This is a genomic window from Pseudomonas sp. (assembly GCF_048269965.1).
Classification (GTDB): Bacteria; Pseudomonadota; Gammaproteobacteria; order Pseudomonadales; family Pseudomonadaceae; genus Aquipseudomonas.
This window is the reverse complement of the sequence record NZ_JBLWTV010000007.1, coordinates 1-25399: the sequence shown is the minus strand read 5'-3', so window position 1 is coordinate 25399 and position 25399 is coordinate 1. Positions and strand designations below refer to the sequence as shown.

The window sequence follows — 25399 nt, the reverse complement described above, 5'->3', positions numbered from 1 at the left end:
CATCGCGGCATCCTGTTTGACACATTAGAGTAATTGCTCTAAAAATCCAGCTCAGTCTAATCGCGGCTTATAGCCGCCTCCAGCAGGCTGTTTGAAAACGTCGGCGACGACTGCATGGATGCAGGAGGTAGAGCGAAGCAGGAAGCCCGAGCCGAGGCAGTCAGCGCAAGGCAAACACAGGCGAAAATCGGTCGGAGTCGCGCTCGACTTTACGAGTTGTAAATGAGCATTTTGATGGGGGCGCCTAGCTCGGACTCGCGCACGAGCCTGTGTTTAACGCAGCGATGACAACGCCGATAGTTTTTCAACCGCCTGCCCGCTGGAACGTCGAGGAGAAACCCATGGTCGCCGACATCGCCTACCTGCAGCACAGCCAACAGCAGATCAACCAGCTGGACGGCACCTTCGCCCTGCAGCGCTCTGCCTTTGCCGCCAACCCGATGCCTTCGGCCGAGCAACGCATTCAGTGGCTGAAATCCCTCAGCGAACTGCTCACTCAGCAACAGGACGCCCTGGTGGCAGCGATCTGCGAAGACTTCAGCAACCGCTCGGCTGACGAGACCCTGCTCGCCGAACTGATGCCCAGCCTGCATGGCATCCATTACGCGAGCAAACGCATCAAGAAGTGGATGAAACCGTCACGGCGCAGCGTCGGCATGCAGTTCATGCCGGCTTCGGCCAAGGTCATCTACCAGCCGCTGGGCGTGGTCGGCATCATCGTGCCGTGGAACTACCCGCTGTTTCTCGCCATCGGCCCGCTGACCGGCGCGCTGGCTGCCGGCAACCGGGTGATGATCAAGATGAGCGAGTCCACGCCGGCCACCTCACAGTTGCTCAAGGACCTGCTGGCGCGCGTCTTCCCCGAGGACCTGGTCAGCGTCGTCCTGGGCGAGGCGGAAGTCGGCATGGCCTTCTCCAAACTGCCGTTCGACCACCTGCTGTTCACCGGCGCCACCAGCATCGGCAAGCACGTGATGCGCGCCGCCGCCGAGAACCTCACCCCGGTGACCCTGGAGCTGGGCGGCAAGTCGCCGGCCATCGTGTCTGCCGATGTGCCACTGGCGGACGCGGCCGAGCGCATCGCCTTCGGCAAGACCCTCAACGCTGGGCAGACCTGCGTGGCGCCGGACTATGTGCTGGTGCCGCGTGACCGCATCGACGGCTTCGTCAGCGCCTATCGCGACGTGGTGCAGCGCTTTTACCCAGTGCTCAAGGACAACCCCGACTACACGGCGATCATCAACGAGCGCCAGTTGGTACGCCTCAACGGCTACCTGCAGGACGCCGAGGCCAAGGGGGCACGCATCGTCTCGCTGTACCCCGAAGCCCAGGGTCGACGCCTGCCGCAGAGCCTGGTGCTGGACGTCAATGACGACATGAAGCTGATGCAGGACGAGATCTTCGGCCCGCTGCTGCCGCTGGTGCCCTATGACCGCCTGGAACATGCCTTCGCCTACGTCAACGCACGGCCACGGCCGCTGGCGCTGTACTACTTCGGCTACGACAAGCACGAGCAGCAGCGCGTGCTTCACGAGACCCACTCCGGCGGCGTGTGCCTGAACGACACCCTGCTGCACGTGGCTCAGGACGACATGCCGTTCGGTGGCATCGGCCCGTCCGGCATGGGCCATTACCACGGCCACGAAGGCTTCCTGACCTTCAGCAAGGCCAAGGGCGTGTTCATCAAGCAGCGCTTCAATGCCGCGCGGCTGATCTACCCGCCCTATGGCAGGTCGATCCAGAAGCTGGTCTACAAGCTGTTCGTGCGCTGATCCACGCGGGCCCGGCCCGTTCTACGCCTGGTGATAACAACAATGAACGACACCACCCTGAACACGCCGCAACTGTCGCGGCGCAGCCTGCTCAAGGTCGGCCTGCTGGGCACGGCGCTGCTCGGCACTGCGGGGCTGACCGCCACCTTGAGCGGATGCTCGGCCAGCACGCCGGCCAATGGTTACCTGATCCTGCGCAGCAGCGACATGCCCTTTCTGCGCGCACTGATCCCGGTGATGCTCGATGGCGCCGTCAATGCCGAGCAGATGCCGCTGGCCATCGACGGCACGCTGCAGAGCCTCGACAACAGCCTCGCGCACCTGTCGCCAGAGATGCTGAAACTCACCGTGCAACTGTTCGACGTGCTGGCCCTGCCCATCACGCGCGGCCCGCTGACCGGGGTCTGGGGCAGTTGGGACAACGCCAGCGACGATGACGTGCGCCATTTCCTCGCACGCTGGCAGAACAGCAGCCTGAGCCTGCTGCGCATGGGTCACGCCTCGCTGCTGCAACTGGTGATGATGGCCTGGTACAGCCGCCAGGAGGCCTGGGCGCATTGCGGCTATCCGGGGCCGCCCGCCGTATAACGGCTGATTCGTAGGGTGGGCCGGCCGGCGATCCGCTTAAGCCCACCAATAGAGACAGCTTGGTGGGCTGAAGCCCACCCTACCAACTGGAATTTAGCCAACCGCGATTATCAGAATGAGGCCTCTGAAACCGTCGCGAGCGGTTCGAGTGCAAGGAAGGCTCGCAGCACGTGGCGAGGCTGTACTGAAGTACGCCGAGCCACGGGCGAGAACCTGACGCCGCAATCGGATCGCGCAGTAGGTTTCAGTGACTCCGAGGAAAAACAATGCCTGTACCCGATTTGTTCAAGCAAGGCCTGGCCAAGGGCTGGAAGACATACGACGGTTCGCGCCTGGAAAACGACCTGACCCTGGAGGCCGACGTCGCCATCGTCGGCAGCGGCGCTGGCGGCGGTACCACGGCGGAAATCCTCAGCGCCGCCGGCTACAAGGTGCTGCTGATCGAGGAAGGCCCGCTGAAGACCAGCGACGACTTCAAGATGCAGGAAGCTGACGCCTACCCGTCGCTCTATCAGGAAGGCATCGGGCGCATGAGCAAGGACGGCGCCATCACCATCCTGCAGGGCCGCGCGGTCGGCGGCACCACGCTGATCAACTGGACCAGCAGCTTTCGCACCCCGCCGCAGACCCTGGCGCATTGGGCCGAGGCCCACGGCGTGGCTGGCCATGATGAAGCAAGCATGGCGCCCTGGTTCGAGAAGATGGAGCAGCGCCTGGGCGTTGCGCCCTGGGCGGTGCCGCCGAATGCCAACAACCAGGTACTGCGCCGCGGCTGCGACAAGCTCGGCTATCACTGGGCGCCGATCCCGCGCAACGTGCGTGGCTGCTGGAACCTCGGCTATTGCGGCATGGGCTGCCCGACCAACGCCAAGCAATCGATGCTGGTCACCACCATCCCCGCCACCCTCGACGCCGGCGGCGAGCTGCTCTACCTGGCGCGCGCCGACAAGCTGCTGATCGAAGACGACCAGGTGGTCGGCATCGACTGCCTGGGCATGGACGAACGCTGCGTGGCGCCCAATGGCCGGCGCATCCGCGTCAAGGCGCGGCATTACGTGCTGGCCGGCGGCGGCATCAATACGCCCGGCATCCTGCTGCGCTCCGAGGCACCCGATCCGCACCAGCGCGTCGGCCGCCGCACCTACCTGCATCTGGTGAATTTCTCCGCGGCGCAGTTCGAGCAGGTGATCAACCCCTTCTATGGTGCCCCGCAGTCGGTCTATTCCGATCATTTCCAATGGCAAGACGGCACCAGCGGACGCCTCTCCTACAAGCTGGAAGTACCGCCGCTGCAACCGGCGCTGACCGCCACCCTGCTCGGTGACTTCGGCCGTGAGAACGCCCTGCGCATGGAACAGTTGCCGCACACCAACGTGATGCTCGCCCTGCTGCGCGATGGTTTCCACGAGGACAGCGCCGAAGGCCGCGTGGAGCTGCGCAGCGACGGCAGCCCGGTGCTCGCCTACCAGATGACCGACTACACCTGGGATGGCGTGCGCCGGGCCTACCTGAGCATGGCGGAAATCCAGTTCGCCGCCGGCGCCAAGGCGGTGATGCCGACCCATGCCGATGCGCGTTATGTCGGCAGTTGGAAGGAGACCCGGGAAATGATCGAGAACCTCGACCTGGCGCTGTACCGCACCCGCCTGGGCAGTGCTCACGTGATGGGCGGCTGCGCCATGGGCGAGGATCCGCAGCTGGCCGTGGTCGACAGCCTGGGCCGGCACCATCACCTGGCCAACCTGTCGATCCATGACGGCTCGCTGTTCCCCACCAGCATAGGCGCCAACCCGCAGTTGTCGATCTACGGCCTGACCGCCAAGCTTGCGACGCTGCTGGCCGAGCGACTGAAAAGCCCGAGCTAGACGCCGCTGCCCTGGCATGGGAGAACGCAACGCAGGCCGTGGCTTGGCCGCTGGCATGCGCTGCGCTACCATCCGACTCCTTTTCGACCCGCCAGGACGTCCCGATGAATCGAGTGTTATACCCCGGCACCTTCGACCCCATCACCAAGGGCCACGGTGATCTGGTCGAACGCGCCGCGCGCCTGTTCGATCACGTCATCATCGCCGTCGCCGCCAGCCCCAAGAAGAACCCTCTGTTTTCCCTGGAGCAACGCGTCGAGCTGGCACGCGAGGTGACCAAGCACCTGCCCAACGTCGAAGTGGTGGGTTTTTCGTCGCTGCTGGCGCACTTCGTCAAGGAGCAGAACGCCAATGTCTTCCTGCGCGGCCTGCGCGCGGTGTCCGACTTCGAGTATGAATTCCAGCTGGCCAACATGAACCGTCAGTTGGCGCCGGACGTGGAAAGCCTGTTCCTCACCCCGTCGGAAAAATATTCCTTCATCTCCTCGACTCTGGTGCGCGAGATCGCAGCCCTGGGCGGCGATATCACCAAGTTCGTCCACCCCGCCGTGGCCGACGCGCTGAACGAGCGTTTTCGCAAGAACTGAAGCCAACGCCGTAGGGTGCGCCATGCGCACCTGATGGCAGCAGCGATCTCACGCCGCATGGCGCCCCTGCCGGTAATCCGGCACAATTCGCAGCATCGTTGCCCGTAAAGTGTCGAAGCCTGCGCCTCGACAGGAGTTGCCCCATGTCCCTGATCATCACCGACGATTGCATCAACTGCGACGTCTGCGAACCCGAGTGCCCCAACGGCGCCATTTCACAGGGTGAGGAGATCTACGTGATCGACCCCAACCTGTGCACCGAATGCGTTGGCCACTACGATGAGCCGCAATGCCAGCAGGTGTGCCCGGTGGACTGCATCCCGTTCGACGAGAACAACGTCGAGAGCAAGGATGAACTGATGCACAAATACCGCATCATCACCGGCAAGGCCTGATCCTGCCCGGGAGACCGCCGGTCTCCCGTTTCCTCCACGCCCGTTCTGCCCTTCGCCTGAACAAGGCTGTTAAGCTTCCAGCCTCCTTCAGCCGCCCCTGGTAGATCGCATGTTGCGCACACTCCTGCTATCGACCCTGCTGCTCGGCGCCAGCCTGCTGGCCCAGGCCGCCCCGCAGCAGGCCGCCATTGCCACCGCCCACCCTGCCGCCACAGCCGCGGCGCAGCAGATGCTCGACGCCGGCGGCAATGCCTTCGATGCCGCCGTCGCTGCCAGCGCGGCGCTGGCCGTGGTCGAACCCTACGGCTCTGGCCTTGGCGGCGGCGGTTTCTTCCTGCTACGGACTGCCGGCGATACGCCGGGCTACGACTTCCTCGATGCCCGTGAGCGCGCCCCACTGGAAGCCAAGCCGAACCTCTACGTCCGCGATGGCAAGGTGCAGCGCGACCTGTCGCTCAATGGTGCCCTGGCGGCTGCCATTCCCGGGCTACCGGCGGCGCTGGTCGAGCTGGCCGAGAAGCACGGCCGCCTGCCGCTGAAAACCAGCCTGGCCCCGGCGATTCGCCTGGCCAACGCAGGCTTCGCGGTCGATCGCGTCTACCGCGAGCGCGCGACCTGGCGCCTGGCCGCGCTGCGTGACGATGCCGAGAGCGCCACGCTCTTTCTCGACCAGGGCGAAATCCCCGCCGAAGGCCATCTGCTGCGCCAGCCCGACCTCGCCACCACCCTGCAGGCACTGGCCGAACATGGCCGCGCGGGCTTCTATACCGGCCCGGTGGCCGAGCGTCTGGTCAGCGGCGTGCGCCATGCCGGTGGCATCTGGACGCTGGATGACCTGCGCGAGTACCGCATCGCCCGTCGCACGCCGCTGCGCTTCCCCATGGAAGACGGCCGCGTGCTGATCAGCGCGCCACCACCCTCGGCTGGCGGTATAGCGCTGGCGCAGAGCCTGGCCATACTCGAACAGCTGCCCTGGCGCGATGCCGAGCCCGTACAGCGCACGCATTACGTGGTCGAGGCCCTGCGTCGTGCCTACCGTGACCGTGGCCTGCTGGGCGACCCCGACTTCATCAAGAATCCTGTAGAGCAACTGTTGTCACCCGGGCATCTGGCCGTGCTCGCCGGCAGTATCGACCCCGAACGGGCCACGCCCAGCGCCAGCCTGCCGCCTGCCGGCACCTGGCACGAAGGCGACCACACCACCCACTTCGCTGTGCTCGATGCCGAGGGCAATGCCGTGGCGGCGACGCTGTCGATCAACCTGCCGTTCGGCGCGGCCTTCACCGTGCCCGGCACCGGCGTGCTGCTCAACGACGAGATGGACGATTTCGCCGCCGACGTGCAGGGCGCCAACGCCTATGGCCTGGCCGGCAGCCAGGCCAACGCCATCGCAGGTGGCAAACGCCCACTGTCATCGATGAGCCCGAGCTTTGTCGAAAGCAGCGACGAGTTCGCTGCCTTCGGCACACCGGGCGGCAGCCGTATTCCGAGCATGGTGCTGCTGTCGATGCTCGAATACCTGGACGATCAGCCCATCGAGCGCTGGCCGGCGGTGGCGCGCTACCACCACCAGTTCCTGCCGGACGTGATCGAGCATGAGCCGGATACCTTCAGCGAAGAACAGATCGCCGAACTGCAAAAGCGCGGCTACAGCCTCAAGCGCCTGGACCGGCAGTACGGCAACCAGCAGGTGCTGTTCTGGGACAAGGTCAGCGGTGAGGTGCAGGCCGCGAGCGACCCGCGCGGAATTGGCACGGCGATCCCTTGATGCGCACCGGCCAAATGTGGCCGTAGCCCGGATGAAATCCGGGGGTGTCGTGGCCCAAGAGCCCCGGATTTCATCCGGGCTACCAGGGTTCAGGAGAGCTGGATCAGGCTCTCCTGCTCTTCACCAAACTTGCGCAACTCGCGAAACAGCGCCTGCTCGCTGCCCAACATCAATACGTTGCGCAGGCTCTGGAAGATGCGACTGACATAACCCAGGTCGTTCATCAGCGAGCTGGTCTGCAGGCCATCCAGATGGCCGTCGCGTACCTCGGCGAACAGCCGCTGACGAAACCTCGCATCGAAGCTCGCCGCCTGCTCGTCGAGCCAGCGCAGGCGCGATTGACATACCTCGTCCGGCAGATCGGCACGGGCCAGCTCACGCACCTCATGCAGGGTGGTGAGCAAATGGCGACGCAGCTCCACATAGGCATTACGCACCGCCGAAGGTGGTGCATCCAGATAATGGCCAAGGTTCTTCTGCAGGTGCTTGGCGTCCTTGACCGCATCCACCAACTGCAACGCCGCCAGTTGGCAGCTGATCCAGAACTGCTGATGCGCCTCGTCCATGGGCAGTTCCATGCGCCCCATGAAGCTCAGCAGGTCGCCATACACACCCTTGATATGGAATTGGTACAGGTGCTCCGCCTCGAAGCCGCCCTGGGTGGGTTTGGCCTGCAGCAGCTGTTCATCCGCCTGTGCACGCGCCAACTGATCAACCGGCAGATAGAGCGCATGGCAGATCACCTCCAGGCTCAAGCGGCCAAGGTGCCCCAGCTCCTGCACCACCGCGCCGGAGGCGGCATCCACCGAATCCAGCGCGCGCTCATTGAGATAGCGCGCACGCGTGCGCTCGGGTTCTGCCACTCGTTCGCTCGCCAGCTCGGTGATCAGTACCTGTGGCTCGGCGCGCTCCGGCAGCCAGCGGATCAACAACCGCGCCAGACGCCCCTGCAGCGGCCAGAACAGCGCGACACCCATGGCATTGAACAGGGTATGGAACATCGCCAGTTGGATCAGGCTGTTCTCGCCAAGGCCCAGAGGTTCGGCCAGCGCATGCACCAGCCAGGTCAGCGGACCCAGCAGGCAGAAGGCGAGCGTACCGGTGGTGATGTTGAACAGCACGTGCGCCAGGGCCAGGCGCTGGCCATTGCGATTACCGCCGAGGGAGCCGACGAACGCGGTGGTCACGCTGCTGCCGACGTTGGAGCCAATGGCGATCGCCAGGCTCTGACCGAGTTCCAGCTGGCCGCCGGCCAGGGCCGCCAACGTCAGCATCAAGGTGGCGTGGCTGGACTGCAGCACCACGGTGATGGCCAGGCCGATGGCGGTGAACAGCAGCGCACCACGCAGCCCGCCCTCCTGGTAGCCGGTCATGTCCAGGCCGTCACCGAAACTGGCGAAGCCGTCCTTGATCTGATCGATGCCGAGAAAGATGAAGGCGATACCCAGCACGATACGACCAGCCGCCTTGCTCCTGGGCCCGAAGAAACCGGCCAGCACACCGAACACCAACAGCGGCAGGGCCAGCGGACTGAGGCTGAGGTTCTGCCCGGCCAGCGCCAGCAGCCAGATGCCGCTGGTGGCGCCCAGGTTGGCACCGAACAGAATGGCGATGCCACCGGCCAGCTGGATCAGGCCGGTGCTGATGAAGGCGATGGTCAGCAGCGACACCAGGGTGCTGGATTGCAGCAGCAGGGTGCCGCCAACCCCGAACAGCAGGCTCTTGAAAGGGGTGGACGTGCTGTGCCCGAGTATCTGCTCCAGCTTGCTGCCCGCCAGCTGGCGCAAGCCTTCTTCCAGGCACTGCATGCCGAACAGGAAGATCGCCAACCCGGCGCAGAGTTGCAGCCAGCCCTGGCTGAACCAGAACGAGGCGATCAGCCCCATTACCACCAGCAGCAATATCACCCAGCGCAGGGACTTCATCACCACCGTTCCTTCCTATTCTCGGCGTTCAAACGTAAACGGCCCCTCGCCTCGGTGAGGAGGCGAGAGGCCGCGTCAAACGGGTTGCAGCGAATCAGTCTTGCTTGTAGCCGCTGCTGGTGCAGCCCAGGCAGCGTACGAAGGCTTCTTTGCCCGGCTCTACCACGAGCGACTGCGCGGCTTCACCGACGTTACCGCCCAGCGCGGTGAACGGCAGGCTGACGATAAAGGCTGCAGCACCGATCGCAGTGGCGCCGATCAGCAGGGGGCGGGCGATGACCAGATCGCCGACCATGGCATAGCCCTTGGGCGCCTCGATGGAGTACAGCGGGTCACCACTGGCGTTCTGCTGAACCACTTCCGCTTGCGCCGATAGCGCCAGCAGGCCAGAGGTCAGCGCCAGGACAACAGCGGAGGTGCGGAACGCTTTCATGGATCGATCCTTCAGATTATTCGGGAAAGTGCCAGTAACTATAACAGCGCATTGATAATTGTCAGCGTGACGGACGTCAATCGCCGTGAAAGGCATATTCCGGCTTTTTCGGTACGTATGGACGAAAGAACGCCAGCATGGTCGCCAGGTCGGCTTTCTCGTCACCGGTTGGCTGGAAGGTCGGGCCGATCACCACCCGCCGATTCTGATAATCCAGGGCGCCCAGCACTATGGGCACGCCCGCGCCCAGCGCGATATGGTAGAAGCCCATCTTCCAGCGCTCGACCTTCTTTCGCGTACCCTCGGGCGACAGCACCAGGATGAACTCGTCATGCTCGCCAAAGGCCTGAATGGCCTGTTCGACGGTGTTCAACTGGCGATCCCGACGGATCGGGATGCCGCCCCAGCTGCGCATCAGGCCACCGAAAGGCCAGCGGAAGATGCTGTGCTTGCCGAACCAGCGGGCGTTGAGGCGCAGCACGAATTTCAGCGCTATGAAGATCACGAAATCCCAGTTGGACGTGTGATGAGCGCCAATGGCGACGAACTTGTCGAGCTTCGGCAACTGTCCCTCGATACGCCAGCCCATCAGTTTCAGCACACTGCGCCCCAGCCATTCGGCGGCCGGATTGCGTGGCAGGTAGTTACCGGACATCGATCAACCTCGGTATTTCTTGTTTTTATGACGTAGGGCGGGTGCAACCCGCCATTGGCCCTTTGGCGGGTTGCACCCGCCCTACGGCTCGCCCATCCAGCGGATCATCAGCTCAGCGTTGGCACTTGGGACAGTAGACACTCGCCCGCTGGCCCAGCTTGACCTCGCGCAGCGTAGTGCCGCAGACCTTGCAGAACTCGCCGCCGCGCCCGTAGGCGAACAGTTCCTGTTGGAAGTAGCCGGGCTGACCATCGCCACCGACGAAGTCACGCAAGGTGGTGCCGCCACGCTCGATGGCATGGGCCAGGATGCGTTTGATCTCCTCGGCCAGGCGCAGGTAACGCGCCCGCGAGATGGAGCCGGCTTCGCGGCGCGGATCGATACCGGCGGCGAACAGCGCTTCGGTGGCGTAGATGTTGCCCACGCCGACGACCACGGCGTTATCCATGATGAAAGGTTTGACCGCCATGCCGCGCCCGCGCGACATCTGGAACAGACGCTCACCCTCGAACAATCCGCCCAGCGGCTCTGGGCCGAGCTTGCTGAGCAACTCGTGGCGCAGCGGATCTTCGCTCCACAGCAGCGCGCCGAAACGCCGAGGATCGGTGTAACGCAAGGCGAGCCCCGACTCCAGCTCGATATCCACATGCTCGTGCTTGGCCGCAGGCAGACCGCACTCGACCAGACGCAGACTGCCGGACATGCCCAGATGACTGATCAGGCTGCCGACTTCGGCCTTGATCAACAGGTACTTGGCACGGCGCTCGACGCACTCGATACGCTGGCCGGACAGACGCACGTCCAGGTCTTCGGGGATCGGCCAGCGCAGGCGGCGCTCGCGCACGATCACGCGGCTGACGCGCTGACCTTCCAGATAGGGCGCGATACCGCGACGGGTGGTTTCGACTTCGGGTAATTCAGGCATGGCAATACGACAGGAAACGGCGGTGCGTCACCTTAGCAGGAGCCGCGCGGCAAGCGGTAGGGTCCGCCGCTCACCTGCCCGGCGGCGCAAGCGCTTGAAGACTCAGAGCACGGCCAGGTCACGGATGCTTTCGCGCAGGTTCTCGAAGTCATACTCCGACAACCCCAGATACTCGAGAACCGGCTGCGCGATGTACTGCCACTCCAGGTCGGTGGCCTGCCCGCCCTGCACGCGATGCGTCTCGCAGATATGCTCGGCCATCTTCAGAATGCCCAGCAGCGTCTTCAACTGAGCGTCGCGCCCCGAGTCGTCGCTGAAGATCGACAAGGCGTTGTGGTGGTTGGCGATGACCTCGCAGAGATGCTCCGGCAGACGCCAGGAACGTGCGGTGAAATAACCGACCACGGCATGATTGGTGGTCAGCAGACGGTTCTCGGTATCGACCACCCGGCGCTCTTCACTGGCACTGGCGTAGGCTTCCTCCAGCACCTGCATGTAGTTGGGAAAGCGTTTGAGCATCAGCGGAATGCCGCAATCGTGGAACAGCCCCAGGCTGTAGGCTTCGTCGGGAGAGTGATAACCGAGGCGCTTGGCCAGGGTCAGGCAGGTCATCGCCACGTCCTGGGCACTGTCCCAGAAGCGGTTGAGCACCAGGATCGCTTCGTCGGTCAGCTCGCCTTTGATCGACTGCGCATTGATCAGGTTGATCACCGTGTTGCAGCCCATCAGATTGACCGCCTGCTGAATCGAGGCGATGCGATTGGCCAGGCCGAAATGCGGCGAGTTGACGATTTTCAGCAGCGCGCCGGACAACCCAGGGTCCTGACTGATCAGCTTGGCGATGCTGCGCAGATCGGGGCTGGGCATGATCTGCTCCATCTGCAGATCGACCATGATCTGCGGTTGCGGAGGTACACTGATCCCCTGCAGGACTTGCTGGATCTGTTCGGCGGTAAGTTCGTAGGTCATGACAGAGGGATCGTGCAGGGTGAGAAGTAGCGCACAGTCTAGCCAAAGCACTGGCCAGCCCGCAGTCGACTTTTGTAACCGCCGTCCCCGTGTGCAAACCGCTATAATCCCGCTCTTTTCCCCGCGGAGCCCGAACTCATGTCTTCCCTGCCCAGTCTGCGCCTGAAAGCCAACGCCGACCGACGCCTGCGCGCCGGCCACCTGTGGGTCTACAGCAACGAGATCGATGTCGCCGCCACCCCGCTGCATGGTTTTGCCGCCGGTGACCAGGCTGTTCTCGAAGCCGCCGGCGGCAAGCCGCTGGGCATCGTCGCCATGAGTCCGAACAACCTGATCTGCGCGCGTCTGCTGTCACGCGACGTCAAGCACGTGCTGGACAAATCCCTGCTGGTGCACCGCCTCAACGTCTGCCTGTCGTTGCGCGAGCGCCTGTTCGACAAACCCTGCTACCGCCTGGTGTATGGCGACTCAGACCTGCTGCCGGGGCTGGTGGTCGACCGCTTCTTCGACATTCTGGTGGTGCAACTGGCCTCGGCCACCATGGAAGCACACAAGGATGACGTGCTCGCGGCCCTGATCCAGGTGTGCAAGCCCAGCGGCATCCTGTTCAAGAACGACTCCAGCGCGCGCGACGCCGAGGGCCTCGAACGCTACGTGGCGACCGCCTACGGCGAGGTGCCGGAGTGGGTAGCGCTGGAAGAGAACGGCGTGAAGTTCGAAGCCCCGGTGATCGAAGGGCAGAAGACCGGTTGGTTCTACGATCACCGCATGAACCGCGCACGCCTGGCGCCCTATGTCAAAGGCAAGCGCGTGCTCGACCTGTTCAGCTACATCGGCGGCTGGGGTGTGCAGGCTGCGGCCTTCGGCGCCAGCGAAGTGTTCTGCGTGGACGCTTCCGGCTTCGCCCTCGATGGCGTGGAGCGCAACGCCACGCTCAACGGCTTCGCCGAGAAGGTCACCTGCGTGGAGGGCGACGTATTCGCCGCGCTGCGTGAACTGAAATCCGCCGAAGAACGCTTCGACGTGGTGATCGCCGACCCGCCCGCCTTCATCAAGCGCAAGAAGGACATCAAGAACGGCGAGGCGGCCTACCGGCGCCTCAATGAAACCGCCATGCGTCTGCTGAACAAGGACGGCATCCTGGTCAGCGCCAGCTGCTCCATGCACCTGGAAGAGGACAACCTGCAGAACATCCTGCTGACCAGCGCCCGTCATCTGGATCGCAACATCCAGCTGCTCGAACGCGGCGCCCAGGGCCCGGATCACCCGGTGCACCCGGCGATCAACGAGACCCGCTACATCAAGAGCCTGACCGTGCGTCTGCTGCCCAACAGCTAAACGTAGGGTGCTCCATGCGCACCGAAAATGCCGGTGTCATCAAGCATCATTGGTGCGCACAGCACACCCTACGCGATACGCGCCGAAACAGGGACGCTCTCCAGACCGTGCACCTGCCAAGTGCGTGTCGACAGGAGCCCCATCCCTTCCCTCGCCGTTACCTCTCCCCACACCCGCCTCGCATCTCGCCCAGTATCGACTAGGCTTTAAGCTGCATAGCAGAACGCTATCAACCAACCACTGGTTAACTGGCGTGCTTATTGCTCTTGGCTATCGACACAACGACCGCCTTTCACGGACAACAGCGGGGAGGACTATGACTGCGCAGGCTGGGAACGACGCGTTCCTGCGATTCACCAACGTCAAGAAGACCTACGATCACAAGACTCTGGTGGTCAAGGACTTCAACCTCAACGTGGCCAAGGGCGAGTTCATCACCCTGCTCGGCCCCTCCGGTTCGGGCAAGACCACCTGCCTGATGATGCTCGCCGGCTTCGAGGACGTGACCAGTGGCGAGATCCTGATCAACGGCCGCAACGTCACCAGCATCGCCCCCTACGCTCGCAACATCGGCATGGTCTTTCAGCAGTACGCGCTGTTCCCGCACATGACCATCCGCGAGAACCTGGCCTACCCGCTGAAGATTCGCAAACTGCCCAGGGACGAGATTCGCGCCAAGGTCGAGGAGTACCTCGCCCTGGTCGAACTGCAGGCCTTTGGCGGCCGCTACCCCGCCCAGCTCTCCGGCGGCCAGCGCCAGCGCGTGGCCCTGGCCCGCGCGCTGATCTTCGCCCCGGACATCGTGCTGATGGATGAGCCGCTCGGCGCGCTGGACAAGAAGCTGCGCGAGCAGATGCAGTTCGAGATCAAGCGCCTGCACGAGCAGCTCGGCTTCACCGTGATCTACGTGACCCACGACCAGACCGAAGCGCTGACCATGAGCGACCGCATCGCCGTGTTCAACAACGGTGTGGTACAGCAATGCGCGGCGCCGCACGTGCTCTACGAACGTCCGGCCAATCTGTTCGTCGCCGACTTCATCGGCGAGAGCAACAAGCTTTCCGGGGTGATCGAGTCGGTCGACGCCGAACGCGTCCAGGTCCGCCTCGACGATGGCGGCCTGGTGAGCACGCTGAAAGCCAACTGCACCGAAGTCGGCCAAGCCACCACGGTGTCGGTTCGCCCGGAAAAGCTCAATTTCACCGACCGGCTCGGCGCCAGCGGCAATCAGGTCAAGGCCCGCTTCGTCACGCGCCATTACGTCGGCGAATACATCCGCTACCACTTCGAGACCGCCAGCGGTGCCGAACTGGTGGTGAAGAATCTGAACGACAGTTCAGCCCCGCAACTCAGCGCTCAGGAAGAGATCGCCCTCGCCTGGCTGCCGGAAGACAGCCAGGCCCTGGATCGATCGGAAGTGCCGAAGACGCTCTGACCCCACAACTAGTAGAAGCAAATGGAGCACAGCAATGGCTAGATCACTGACTACCAGCTTTTCCACCTTCGCCCTGGTGGCGGCATTGGGACTCACAGCGGGCAACGCCACGGCCCAGGACAGCCTCACCGTGGTTTCCTGGGGCGGTTCCTACGGCGCCGCGCAAAAGAAACACGTCATCGACCCGTACCAGGCGGAATCCGGCGTCAAGGTATTGTTCGAGGATTACTCGGGCGGCGTCGCCGAGATCAAGGCCCAGGTCGAGTCCGGCAACATTCAGTGGGACGTCGTCGACTTCGAAGTGATCGACCTCGAGCGCGCCTGCTCCGAAGGCCTGCTGGAAACCCTCGACCACAGCGTGCTGCCGGCCGGCATCGACGGCACCTCGGCCGCCCAGGACTTCATCCCCGAAGCACTGGCCAGCGAGTGCGCAGTGGGTAACATCGTCTGGTCCGTTGTGTTCGCTTACAACCAGAACACCATCGGCGGCACCAAGGCGGCCAGCATTGGCGACTTCTTCGACACCGCCAAGATTCCGGGCAAGCGCGCCATGCGCAAGCGCCCCCAGGTGAACATGGAATGGGCGCTGATGGCCGACGGCGTCGCACCTGAGGAAGTCTACGAAGTACTGGCCACCCCGGAAGGCCAGCAACGCGCCTTCGACAAGCTGGCCAGCATCAAGGATGACATCGTCTGGTTCGACTCCTGGTCGCAAGCGCCGCAATTGCTCAATGACGGCGGCGCCGTGCTGGTGCAATCGGCCAACGGCCGCTTCTACGACGCCATCGTGCAGGAGAAGAAACCCTTCGAAATCGTCTGGGACGGTCACGTCTACGACCTCGACGCCTGGGCCATCGTCAAGGGCAGCCAGAAGAAGGACCTGGCCATGGAGTTCATCAAGTACGCCACCGGCTCCAAACCGCTGGCTGGCATGCCGGACGTTGCCTATGGCCCGACCCGCAAGTCGTCCATGCCTCTGGCCGACCAGAGTGCAGCGCCGCACCTGCCGACCGCTCACCTGGACAAAGGTATCCAGGCTGGCTCCGAGTTCTGGGCTGACTATGGCGAGTCGCTGGGCGAGAAGTTCAACGAGTGGCTGTTGAAGTAAGCACCACACCCTCCCCACGGACGACCTGTGGGAGGCGCTTCAGCGGCGACGGTCGCGGCTGAAGCCCCTCCCACGGGTACCGAGGTCCAACGGAGAAGGGGCTGATCCCGGAGCAATGTCTTGACCTCTCTCACCACCAGCGAAGCCGGCCAAGCCGCCAGCGCCCGACGCAAGAAGCGCCTCGCCGCCTTCCTGTTCGTGGTGCCGCTGCTGCTGTTCATCATCGTCACTTTCGTCGCACCGATCGGCACCATGCTGTGGCGCAGCGTGCATCACCCGACCGTGGCCGAACTGATTCCGCTGACCCTGGCCGAACTCGAACGCTGGGACGATCACAAGCAACTGCCGGACGAAAAGACCCTGCAGGTATTCGTCAAAGAACTGCATGGGCTTAACGAGCAACGCCTGTCTGGCAAGCTCTCCGAAGAGTTCAACCGTGCCTATGCCGGCATGTCCAGCGTGGTCAAATCCAGCGCTCGACGGGTCGGCCGGCTGGATGCGCAGAAGCTCGAAGCCCAGGGCGTAAAGACCCTGCTCGACGCCCATCGCAACTGGAGCAAGCCCGAGCTGTGGTACGCCATCGAGCGCGCCGGCAAGGTCTACACCTACGATTACTACCTGACCGCCCTGGACCTTGAGCTGCACCCCGACGATGGCATCCAGGTACGCCAGGACACGCAGATCTATCTGCAGCTTTACTCCAAGACCCTGAACATGGCGCTGGTCATCACCCTGCTCTGCGCCCTGCTCGGCTACCCGCTGGCCTACTACCTGGCCGGACTGCCATCGAATCGCGCCAACCTGCTACTGGTGTTGGTACTGCTGCCGTTCTGGACGTCGCTGCTGGTGCGCACCACCTCGTGGATCGCCCTGCTGCAGACCAACGGCGTGATCAACTCCTTTCTCATGGGCATCGGCCTGATCGGTCAGCCCTTCGAGATGCTCTACACCTCGTTCGCCACCGTGGCAGCGATGACCCACATCCTGCTGCCGTTCATGATCCTGCCGCTGTACAGCGTGATGCGCGGCATCGATCCCAGCTACATGCGCGCGGCGCTGAGCCTCGGCGACAAACCCATTCCGGCGTTCGCCCGCATCTACTTCCCGATGACCTTGCCTGGCCTCAGCGCCGGGGCACTGCTGGTGTTCATCATCTCGGTGGGCTACTACATCACTCCAGCGCTGGTCGGCGGTACCGACGGGCAGATGATCAGCAACATCATCGCCTTCCACATGCAGCGCTCGAACAACTGGGAGCTGGCCGCCGCGCTGGGCTCGCTGCTGCTCGGGCTGATCCTGCTGCTGTACTGGGTGTACGACCGTTTCGTCGGCGCCAGCAACATCAAGTTGGGATGAACATGTCCGTACCGTCATTTCCTCATAACGGTGTAGCCCGGATGCAATCCGGGAAAACCGGCCCCCATCCCTCCCCGGATTTCATCCAGGCCAAGGGCGGCACTCGCCGTCCCTACAACCCGGGCTCAGCGCTATGAAAATCCCCGCCTATTACGGCTTCTGGCACCACCTCGGCAGTTGGCTGCTGAAGGTCAGCTCCTGGCTGGTGCTGCTGTTCCTGATCCTGCCGATCCTGGTGATCGTGCCGCTGTCGTTCAACGCCGAGCCCTTCTTCAGCTTCACCGAAGGCATGCTCAGACTGGACCCCGAGGCCTACTCGCTGCGCTGGTACCGGGAGATCTTCAATGATCCGAAGTGGATACTGGCGATCAAGAACAGCTTCTTCATCGGCATCCTCTCCACCATTCTCGCCACGACTCTGGGTACCTGCGCCGCCGTGGGCCTGGCGCGCGACGAGATGCCGTTTCGCCGCTTCATCACCGCCCTGCTGCTGTCACCGATGATCGTGCCGCTGATCATCACCGCCGCTGGCATGTTCTTTTTCTACTCGGACCTCGGCCTGGCCGGCGGCTATCTGGGTGTGATCCTGGCCCACGCGGCGCTGGGCACGCCCTTCGTCATCATCACCGTCACCGCCACGCTCACCGGCTTCGACTACAGCCTGGCACGCGCCGCGCTGAATCTCGGCGCCACGCCAATACGCGTGTTCTTCGACGTGATCATGCCGCTGATCCGCCCCGGCGTGATTTCCGGCGCACTGTTCGCCTTCATCACCTCCTTCGATGAGGTGGTGGTGATCCTGTTCATGGCCGGACCACAACAGCGCACCATTCCGCGGCAGATGTTCTCGGGCCTGCGCGAGCAGATCAACCCGAGCATCCTGGCCATCGCCACCCTGCTGATCCTGGTATCCATCGCGTTGCTGGTAACCATCGAACTGCTGCGCCGCCGCGCCGAGCGGATGCGAGGGATCGAGATACCGGACTGATACCCCGCGGAGCATGGCGCAGAACGCTTCCCCTGTTCGTCCGACGCCCATCGCCTTTATTATCGGCCCGCACTGTCTATCCACCAGCTTCGAGCACGACACGCCCTGACCATGAATGCCACCCGAGACGTACAGGAGCAGCGCCTGGCAGAGCAGGAGCGCGCCTTGCTGTTCGAACGCCCGCATGCGGGGCCGCGCAACCCCTACGAACGGGACAAGCCACCGCCCCATGCGTTGCAGGACCGGCGCATCCTGCGAGCCATTCGCTACATTGAGGCCCACCTGGATCGGCCGCTCTCTCTTGATCGCCTGGCTGCTCGCGCCAGCCTGAGCACCTTCCACTTTCAGCGCCTTTTCCGCGAGGTAATGGGTGAAAGCCCCAGCGAATACATTCGTCGCACCCGCCTCGACCGCGCGGCGATTCACCTGTTGATCTACCCGGAATCGGTGCTTTCCATCGCCCTGTCCGTTGGCTACTCCAGTCATGAGGCTTTCATCCGTGCCTTCCATCGTCAATTCGACCTGACGCCCACCCAGTACCGTCAATTCGCGCGCCAGGCCAGCATCCCCGCCACCGCCGAGGAATATCGCAGAGCGGCCGAGGTGCAGGTCATACACCTGCCCGATCTGGCGTTGCTGAGCATGCGTTTCTACGGCAGCTATGCGCGAGTCGTGGAGCATTGGCAACGCTTTGCCGAAGAGCTGCAACGTATCGGCTATCCACTGGATAACGCCAGGGCCATCGGCGCCATCACCGACAACCCGGAGATCACCCCCAACGACCTGGTGCGCTACGACTGCGCAGTAGTCGATCTCGGACTCCCCATCGGTGACGCCCCACTGAGCCGAGTGAGACGGCCAGCCGGACGTTATGCCTGCCTGCAACATCAAGCTCCATACAATCAGGTATTCGCGGCCTATCGCACCCTCGCTGTCGCCTGGCCGGAACGTTCCGGCGAGCGTTTCGTTCCTCAGGACGGCTATGAGCTCTATCGCCAGCCGCCCTGGTCGGGTGACGCCACGCAATGCCTGGATATCGCCCTAGGCCTGGAGGGCTGAGGCAAACACCGCAAGTTCTATCAAGCTGCATCCACGTCACACTCCCTATTCTTCAACTTTGTCTCTGGCCTACACAGATCACTCAGGCCTGGGCAGCCGTCTCCCACAAGGAAGCTGATCGCCATGCGTGTTGCCACGAGCCTGTTGTCCGTCGCCTTGCTGGCTGCCGGGAATATCCTTGCCAACCCGGCTCTGGCAGCTGTAGCGCCGGACGCCGGTCAGACTCAGCAAGGCCTCGACCAGAAGCCTCTGCAGTTACCCGAGCGGCAATCCATAGACCTCAATCTGCCCGACGCCCCCACTGATCAGGTGCAAGGCGCCGGGCCGAGCCTGCAGGTCACGGGCTTCATCCTCGAGGGCAACAGCGCCATCCCCAGCGAGCAGTTGCTGCCGCTGCTCGATGACCTGCAGGATCGCACGCTCCTACTTGGCGAACTGCAGGGCGCTGCCAATCGCATCACCCGCTACTACCGCGAGCGCGGTTACCCGCTGGCACGTGCATACCTGCCGGCCCAGGAGATCGACGGCGGCAGGGTCACGATCGCCGTGCTCGAAGGCCGCTATGGCCAGGTGCAGATCAACGATCAGGCCGGCTTGAGTGGCAGCGCCCTCACGCCCCTGGCGGCACTACAGGCCGGCGACGCGGTGCAGGGCAGGCCGCTCGAACGCAGCCTGTTGCTGCTGCAGGACACCCCCGGTGTCGAGGTGAAGTCCACCCTGCGCCCCGGCACCAGTACCGGCACCACCGACCTGCTGGTGAATATCGAGCGCGCATCGCTGTTATCCGGCGCCATCGACGCCGACAACTACGGCAACCGCTTCACCGGTCAGTACCGCCTCGGCGGCACCCTCGACCTCAATAGCCCGCTGGGGCTGGGTGACCGCCTGACCCTGCGCGCCATGGGTTCGGACGAAGAGCAGAACTACGGCCGCATCGCCTATCAGCTACCCGTCGGCCCCTGGTCGACTCAGCTCGGCGTGGCCTATTCGGACATGGACTATGAGCTGGCGAAGGACTTCGAAGACCTCGATGCCCATGGCAATGCACGCATCGCCAGCGTCTTCGCCCTGCAACCGCTGGTGCGCTCGCGGGACTTCAGCCTCTATGCGCAGGCCCAGTTCGACGACAAGCGCCTGCAGGACGACATCGACCTGTTCGACCAGAAGAGCGAGAAGCGCTCGCGCGTGGTCATCCTGACGCTCAATGGCAACAGCCGCGACACCCTGCTCGGCGGTGGCATCAACAGCTTCGCCCTGGCCTGGAGCCAGGGCAGCCTGAACCTCGACGATGCCACTGCGCAACGTATCGACGACCTCACCGCCGGCACGGCCGGGCGCTTCCAAAAACTCAACCCCAGCCTGGTACGCCTGCAGCGCCTGAGCGAGCGCTTCAACCTGTACACCCAGCTGCAAGGCCAATGGGCCGACGGCAACCTCGACAGCTCGGAGAAGCTCTACCTGGGCGGCGCCTACGGTGTACGCGCCTACCCGCAAGGCGAAGCCTCCGGCGATCAGGGCTGGCTGGCCAACCTCGAACTGCGCTATGCGCTGACCGATGCCTGGCAGCTCAGTACCTTCGTCGACCATGGCCAGGTGCGCCTGAACAAGGACACCTGGGCCTCCGGCGAAAATCATCGCAGCCTTTCCGGCGCAGGCCTGGGCGCACGCTGGGCGGCCCACGGCTGGCAGGTCAGCGCCGTGACCGCCTGGAAACTGGGCAACAGCGACCCGCAGAGCGATGTCGACCGCAGCCCGCGCCTATGGGCGCAGGTGGTGCGCTTCTTCTAACGCTGCAACCCTTGATGGTTACACCGCAGGGCCGAAACGCAACACTCCGCAGCCAGACGATTGATAAGGGGACACCCATGAACCGCAGCTACGCTCTAATCTGGAACCACGCCCTGGGCACCTGGGCCGTCGCCCACGAACACGCCCGCAAACGTGGCAAGGGCGCCGGTGCGGTAGTGGCGGCGAGCCTTGTGCTGGCCGGCTCGGCCTTCGCCGCCGACCTGCCCACCGGCGGCCAGGTGGTTTCCGGCAACGGCAGCATCAGCCAGCCCAACGGCCAGCAGATGGTCATCGATCAGGCCAGCAACAAGCTGGCCATCGACTGGCAGAGCTTCGACATCGGCAGCGGCAACAAGGTGACCTTCAATCAGCCCGGCACCGACTCGATCGCCCTCAACCGGGTGCTCGGCGCCGACGGCTCGAAGATCATGGGCCAGCTCGATGCCAATGGCCGGGTGTTCATCATCAATCCCAACGGGGTGCTGTTCGGCGCCAGCGCGCAGGTCAACGTCGGCGGCCTGGTGGCCTCCACACTGGATCTGTCAGTGAGCGATTTCGAAGCGGGCCACTATGCCTTCAAGGGCGACGGCAGCAACGCTTCGATCATCAACAACGGGCGCATCACCGCCGCCGATGGCGGTAGCGTCGCCTTGCTCGGTGGCACGGTCAGCAACAACGGCGTGATCATCGCCAACCAGGGCACGGTGGCCCTGGCCGCTGGTAATGTCGTCACCCTCGATTTCGCGGGTGACGGTCTGCTCAACGTGCAGGTCGACGAGGCCGTGAAGGACGCACTGGTGGAAAATCGTCAGCTGATCCAGGCCGACGGCGGCAACGTCATCCTCACCGCCAGCGCGGCCGATGCCCTGCTGCAGACCGTGGTCAACAACGACGGGGTGATCCAGGCCCGCACGCTGGGCGAGAAGGAAGGCAGGATCGTCCTGCTAGGCGACTTCGACGGCGGCACGGTGCAGGTCGCCGGCACCCTGGATGCCAGCGCGCCGGATGGCGGCAATGGCGGCTTCATCGACACCAGCGGCGCCCATGTGCAGATCGCCGAAGGCACGACCGTCACCACCAAGGCCACGACCGGGCAAACCGGCACCTGGCTGATCGACCCCACCGACTTCACCGTCAGCGCCGGCAGTGCCAGCCAGACCACCAGCGGCATCGGCGCCACCACCCTCAGCGCCAACCTGCAGAACACCAGCGTGACGCTACAGACCGTGGCGGGAGGCAGCGAAAACGGCGACATCAACGTCAACGCTGGCGTGAGCTGGAGCGCAGATACCACGCTGACGCTCGATGCCCATGGCCGCATAAACGTCAACAAGGACATCACCGCCAGCGGCGACAATGCAGCGCTGGTGCTGGCCTATGGCAATGGTTACAGCCTGAACCAGGGCGCCCGCATCACCCTCTCGGGAGACAATGCCGGACTGAGTCTCGGCGGCATCGACTACACCCTGATTCGCGACCTCGGCGCCCTGCAAGGAGTCTCGGGAGGCGGCCACTACGCGCTCGCCATCGACCTCGATGCCACTGCGACCAGTACCTGGAACGCTGGAGCCGGCTTTGCACCCATCGATGGCTTCAACGGCACCTTTGCCGGCCTCGGGCACACGGTTGACGGTCTCTTCATCTATCGCCCCGATAACGGGGTTATCGGTATGTTCGGCCTCACGGCAGCGGCCATACGCGACCTGACCCTCTCCAATGTCTCCATCACTGGCGCTGGTACGGTGGGTGGTCTGGTGGCACGGCTAAGCGGTGGCAGCCTGACCAATGCCCATGTCACCGGGCAGGTCTCCTCTCAGGGCGACAGGGTCGGCGGGCTGGTGGGCTGGAGCGATCTGGGCGTCGTCAGCCAGTCTTCCTCTACGGCCACGGTCAGCGGGGGGAGCGAGGTCGGTGGCTTGATCGGTCGTAACCGTGCTGCCTCGGTCACGGACGCCTATGCAACGGGAGCGGTGACCGGTACAGGCAGTGCCATCGGCGGGCTGATCGGCAGCACCGTGCAGGGCACCACATTGACCAATGCTTACGCCAGCGGCCGAGTGACCGGCACTGGCGGGCTGGTGGGGAATGTTGATGGCTCCGGCGCCACGGTCACCAACAGCTACTGGGACGTGGATTCGACCGGCCAAGCAACCAGCGCTGCCGGTACTGGCATCGACTCCGCCAATGCCCGCACCCAAGCCACCTATGCCGGCTTCGACTTCACCGACACCTGGGTAATGTTCGAGGGCGATACGCGGCCCATGCTGCGCGGCGAGTACTCGACGACCCTCTTCACGCCCCACGCCCTGCAACTGATGGCACTGGATCTGTCGGCCGACTACCGCCTGGGCACCGACCTGAATCTCGGTGCGGCACTTGCAGCAGGCGGCAATGGCTACTACGGCGATGTCTGGGGAGCGGCAGGGTTCAAACCGGTGGGCAACTCCAGCACCCCCTTCACCGGCTCGCTGGATGGTCAAGGCCACCTGATTCGCGACCTGAGGATCGATCGCGCTACCGAAAGCCAAGTCGCATTGATCGGACAGACAGCCGCCGGGGTGCAGATTCACGACCTGGGAATGGTGGGTGGCAGCGTTCGTGGCGGGTCCAATGCTGCCAGCCTGGTAGGCATCAACTACGGCGGCATACTGAGCGACCTGCATACCAATGTCACCATCAGCGCCACTGAGCGCGGAGCGGGTGGCCTGGTGGCGCGCAACCGGGACAACGGCATCATTCGCAACAGTTATGCCACTGGCGATGTCAGCGGCGCGGAGAACGTCGTAGGTGGACTGGCTGGCGAAAACTGGGGCCTGGTGGAAAACGCCTATGCCACGGGCAACGTCAACGGAGTCGTGTTTGCCGGCGGCCTCATCGGTACCAACATCGGCACCATCCGCAACGCCTACGCCACCGGCCAGGTGCAGGGCACGCAGTATGTAGGCGGTCTGGCCGGGTATGCCGGCGGCTTGATCGAATACACCTACGCCACCGGCGGCGTGAGCGGAGTGACCTCCGTAGGGGGGCTGGTAGGCGATTTAGGAACCGGACGCGTAGTGGACTCGTTCTGGAATACCGATACCTTCAGCGGCCCCGGCGCGGGCACCATTGGTGGCTCTGCGACCGTGGAGAATCTGCGCGGCCTGGACAGCACGGCGTTACGCGACGCCTCCAACTATGCCAACTGGAACCTGGCTACCAGCGGCGGCAGCAATGCAGTGTGGAGGATCTACGAGGGGCAAACTGCACCGCTGCTGCGCAGCTTCATGCAGAGCCTGACCGTCACGGCGACGGACATCGGCAATAAAACCTACGATGGCCAGAGCAGCGGCACCAGTGTCTATACGACGGATCTTGGCACTACCCTGGATGATGATCTGCTGCTTGGTAGCCTGACCTATTCCAGCGCCTCGCAGAACGCCGGCAGCTACAGCACCACCGATGGTGGTCTCAGCCTGGATGGGCTGTATTCGGGTCAGTTGGGCTACGACGTCAGCTACGCCGATACAACCCTGACCATCGACAAGGCCGCGCTCACCGTCACCGCCAACGATGCCAGCAAGACTTACGATGGCCTCGCCTTCACTGGCGGCAATGGCGTCAGCTACAGCGGCTTCGTCAATGGCGAGGATGTCGGCGTGCTCGGTGGCGCGCTGGTCTACGGCGGTAGCGCACAGGGTGCGGTCAACGCCGGCAACTATGGCCTGGGCGTCAGCGGCCTGAGCGCCGACAACTACGCCATCAGCTACACCGCAGGTAGCCTGAATGTCGGTAAGGCCCAGGCTACCATCACCGCCAATAGCGGTCAGGTGACCTACAATGGCCAACAGCAGAGCATTACCGGCTTCACCGCCAGCGGTTTGGTCAACGGTGAAACGGCAACCTTGCTCAGCGGTATCAGCACCACCGGCGGCGCTGGCATCAATGCCGGCAGCTACACCCATAGCGCCAGTGGCACGGACGTTAACTACAACCTGACATTCGTCGATGGCACCCTGACCATCGACAAGGCCGCGCTCAGCGTCACCGCCAACGACGCCAGCAAGACTTATGATGGCCTCGCCTTCACTGGCGGCAACGGCGTCAGCTACAGCGGCTTCGTCAATGGCGAGGATGTCGGCGTGCTCGGTGGCGCGCTGGTCTACGGCGGTAGCGCACAGGGTGCGGTCAACGCCGGCAACTATGACCTGGGCGTCAGCGGCCTGAGCGCCGACAACTACGCCATCAGCTACACCACTGGTAACCTGAATGTCGGTAAGGCCCAAGCTACCATCACCGCCAATAGCGGTCAGGTGACCTACAACGGCCAACAGCAGAGCATTACCGGCTTCACCGCCGGCGGTTTGGTCAACGGTGAAACAGCAACCGTGCTCAGCGGTATCAGCACCACCGGCGGCGCTGGCATCAATGCCGGCAGCTACACCCATAGCGCCAGTGGCACGGAC

19 protein-coding genes are annotated in these 25399 nt (G+C 63.9%); 14 read left to right on the top strand and 5 right to left on the bottom strand.

The genetic code is table 11. The annotated features are described in order from the left end of the window. Window positions 1–341 precede the first annotated feature (341 nt). The 6 genes from ACN0X6_RS10125 (at window position 342) to ggt (ending at window position 6975) form a co-directional block, all read left to right on the top strand. Window positions 342–1772, top strand: a complete 1431-nt coding sequence (locus tag ACN0X6_RS10125) for a coniferyl aldehyde dehydrogenase (protein ID WP_417703616.1) — start codon at window positions 342–344, stop codon at window positions 1770–1772. Window positions 1773–1814: 42 nt separating this feature from the next. Next, entirely contained in the window at window positions 1815–2360 is a 546-nt protein-coding gene (locus tag ACN0X6_RS10120; protein WP_417703614.1) for a twin-arginine translocation pathway signal protein, read from the top strand. A 266-nt stretch (window positions 2361–2626) separates the two neighbouring features. Further along, window positions 2627–4225 carry a GMC family oxidoreductase N-terminal domain-containing protein gene (locus tag ACN0X6_RS10115; RefSeq protein ID WP_417703612.1) on the top strand — a complete coding sequence of 533 codons (1599 nt, stop codon included), beginning with the start codon at window positions 2627–2629 and terminating at the stop codon, window positions 4223–4225. Window positions 4226–4329: 104 nt separating this feature from the next. Further along, window positions 4330–4812: a pantetheine-phosphate adenylyltransferase gene (gene coaD / locus ACN0X6_RS10110; protein ID WP_160020073.1), complete on the top strand. Its 483-nt coding sequence runs from the start codon at window positions 4330–4332 to the stop codon at window positions 4810–4812. A 143-nt stretch (window positions 4813–4955) separates the two neighbouring features. Further along, window positions 4956–5207, top strand: a complete 252-nt coding sequence (locus ACN0X6_RS10105; protein ID WP_417703610.1) for a YfhL family 4Fe-4S dicluster ferredoxin — start codon at window positions 4956–4958, stop codon at window positions 5205–5207. 109 nt (window positions 5208–5316) lie between these two features. Then, complete coding sequence (ggt, locus tag ACN0X6_RS10100; RefSeq protein WP_417703608.1) at window positions 5317–6975, top strand: gamma-glutamyltransferase; 1659 nt, start codon at window positions 5317–5319, stop codon at window positions 6973–6975. Between the two features lie 89 nt (window positions 6976–7064). Here the strand turns inward: ggt and ACN0X6_RS10095 are convergent, their stop codons facing one another. The 5 genes from ACN0X6_RS10095 to ACN0X6_RS10075 all read right to left on the bottom strand — a co-directional run bounded on the left by ACN0X6_RS10095 (window position 7065) and on the right by ACN0X6_RS10075 (window position 11882). After that, window positions 7065–8900: a Na/Pi cotransporter family protein gene (locus ACN0X6_RS10095; RefSeq protein ID WP_417703606.1), complete on the bottom strand. Its 1836-nt coding sequence runs from the start codon at window positions 8898–8900 to the stop codon at window positions 7065–7067. 94 nt (window positions 8901–8994) lie between these two features. Then, a complete protein-coding gene (locus ACN0X6_RS10090; protein WP_196476644.1) occupies window positions 8995–9333 on the bottom strand; it encodes a multidrug transporter in 339 nt (112 codons plus the stop codon). 76 nt (window positions 9334–9409) lie between these two features. Further along, window positions 9410–9988: a lysophospholipid acyltransferase family protein gene (locus tag ACN0X6_RS10085; protein WP_417703604.1), complete on the bottom strand. Its 579-nt coding sequence runs from the start codon at window positions 9986–9988 to the stop codon at window positions 9410–9412. A gap of 112 nt (window positions 9989–10100) precedes the next feature. Continuing rightward, window positions 10101–10913, bottom strand: coding sequence for a bifunctional DNA-formamidopyrimidine glycosylase/DNA-(apurinic or apyrimidinic site) lyase (mutM, locus tag ACN0X6_RS10080; protein ID WP_417703602.1), 813 nt, complete (start codon window positions 10911–10913; stop codon window positions 10101–10103). Window positions 10914–11015: 102 nt separating this feature from the next. Further along, window positions 11016–11882, bottom strand: coding sequence for an HDOD domain-containing protein (locus ACN0X6_RS10075; protein WP_417703600.1), 867 nt, complete (start codon window positions 11880–11882; stop codon window positions 11016–11018). A gap of 138 nt (window positions 11883–12020) precedes the next feature. Here ACN0X6_RS10075 and ACN0X6_RS10070 point away from each other — a divergent pair, with 138 nt between their 5' ends. The 8 genes from ACN0X6_RS10070 to ACN0X6_RS10035 all read left to right on the top strand — a co-directional run. Continuing rightward, complete coding sequence (locus tag ACN0X6_RS10070) at window positions 12021–13220, top strand: class I SAM-dependent rRNA methyltransferase (RefSeq protein ID WP_192982520.1); 1200 nt, start codon at window positions 12021–12023, stop codon at window positions 13218–13220. A 316-nt stretch (window positions 13221–13536) separates the two neighbouring features. Next, window positions 13537–14655 (top strand): ABC transporter ATP-binding protein, encoded by a 1119-nt coding sequence (locus tag ACN0X6_RS10065; protein ID WP_417703597.1) that lies wholly within the window; start codon window positions 13537–13539, stop codon window positions 14653–14655. 34 nt (window positions 14656–14689) lie between these two features. Next, on the top strand, window positions 14690–15763 hold the full coding sequence (locus ACN0X6_RS10060; RefSeq protein WP_417703595.1) for an ABC transporter substrate-binding protein: 1074 nt from the start codon (window positions 14690–14692) through the stop codon (window positions 15761–15763). A 120-nt stretch (window positions 15764–15883) separates the two neighbouring features. Continuing rightward, entirely contained in the window at window positions 15884–17119 is a 1236-nt protein-coding gene (locus ACN0X6_RS10055; protein WP_417703593.1) for an ABC transporter permease, read from the top strand. Between the two features lie 133 nt (window positions 17120–17252). Continuing rightward, window positions 17253–18107, top strand: coding sequence for an ABC transporter permease (locus ACN0X6_RS10050; protein WP_417703591.1), 855 nt, complete (start codon window positions 17253–17255; stop codon window positions 18105–18107). Between the two features lie 111 nt (window positions 18108–18218). Next, complete coding sequence (locus tag ACN0X6_RS10045; protein WP_417703589.1) at window positions 18219–19166, top strand: AraC family transcriptional regulator; 948 nt, start codon at window positions 18219–18221, stop codon at window positions 19164–19166. A 123-nt stretch (window positions 19167–19289) separates the two neighbouring features. Further along, on the top strand, window positions 19290–20954 hold the full coding sequence (locus ACN0X6_RS10040) for a ShlB/FhaC/HecB family hemolysin secretion/activation protein (RefSeq protein WP_417703587.1): 1665 nt from the start codon (window positions 19290–19292) through the stop codon (window positions 20952–20954). Between the two features lie 77 nt (window positions 20955–21031). Beyond that, window positions 21032–25399, top strand: a 4368-nt coding sequence (locus ACN0X6_RS10035) for an MBG domain-containing protein (RefSeq protein ID WP_417703585.1), incomplete at its 3' end; no start/stop codon positions are given.

Excerpts from the sequence above, each read along its gene's own strand:
- ACN0X6_RS10125 (WP_417703616.1), top strand. The coding sequence starts at position 342 with ATGGTCGCCGACATCGCCTACCTGCAGCACAGCCAACAGCAGATCAAC.
- ACN0X6_RS10120 (WP_417703614.1), top strand. The coding sequence starts at position 1,815 with ATGAACGACACCACCCTGAACACGCCGCAACTGTCGCGGCGCAGCCTG.
- ACN0X6_RS10115 (WP_417703612.1), top strand. The coding sequence starts at position 2,627 with ATGCCTGTACCCGATTTGTTCAAGCAAGGCCTGGCCAAGGGCTGGAAG.
- coaD (WP_160020073.1), top strand. The coding sequence starts at position 4,330 with ATGAATCGAGTGTTATACCCCGGCACCTTCGACCCCATCACCAAGGGC.
- ACN0X6_RS10105 (WP_417703610.1), top strand. The coding sequence starts at position 4,956 with ATGTCCCTGATCATCACCGACGATTGCATCAACTGCGACGTCTGCGAA.
- ggt (WP_417703608.1), top strand. The coding sequence starts at position 5,317 with ATGTTGCGCACACTCCTGCTATCGACCCTGCTGCTCGGCGCCAGCCTG.
- ACN0X6_RS10095 (WP_417703606.1), bottom strand. The coding sequence starts at position 8,900 with ATGAAGTCCCTGCGCTGGGTGATATTGCTGCTGGTGGTAATGGGGCTG.
- ACN0X6_RS10090 (WP_196476644.1), bottom strand. The coding sequence starts at position 9,333 with ATGAAAGCGTTCCGCACCTCCGCTGTTGTCCTGGCGCTGACCTCTGGC.
- ACN0X6_RS10085 (WP_417703604.1), bottom strand. The coding sequence starts at position 9,988 with ATGTCCGGTAACTACCTGCCACGCAATCCGGCCGCCGAATGGCTGGGG.
- mutM (WP_417703602.1), bottom strand. The coding sequence starts at position 10,913 with ATGCCTGAATTACCCGAAGTCGAAACCACCCGTCGCGGTATCGCGCCC.
- ACN0X6_RS10075 (WP_417703600.1), bottom strand. The coding sequence starts at position 11,882 with ATGACCTACGAACTTACCGCCGAACAGATCCAGCAAGTCCTGCAGGGG.
- ACN0X6_RS10070 (WP_192982520.1), top strand. The coding sequence starts at position 12,021 with ATGTCTTCCCTGCCCAGTCTGCGCCTGAAAGCCAACGCCGACCGACGC.
- ACN0X6_RS10065 (WP_417703597.1), top strand. The coding sequence starts at position 13,537 with ATGACTGCGCAGGCTGGGAACGACGCGTTCCTGCGATTCACCAACGTC.
- ACN0X6_RS10060 (WP_417703595.1), top strand. The coding sequence starts at position 14,690 with ATGGCTAGATCACTGACTACCAGCTTTTCCACCTTCGCCCTGGTGGCG.
- ACN0X6_RS10050 (WP_417703591.1), top strand. The coding sequence starts at position 17,253 with ATGAAAATCCCCGCCTATTACGGCTTCTGGCACCACCTCGGCAGTTGG.
- ACN0X6_RS10045 (WP_417703589.1), top strand. The coding sequence starts at position 18,219 with ATGAATGCCACCCGAGACGTACAGGAGCAGCGCCTGGCAGAGCAGGAG.
- ACN0X6_RS10040 (WP_417703587.1), top strand. The coding sequence starts at position 19,290 with ATGCGTGTTGCCACGAGCCTGTTGTCCGTCGCCTTGCTGGCTGCCGGG.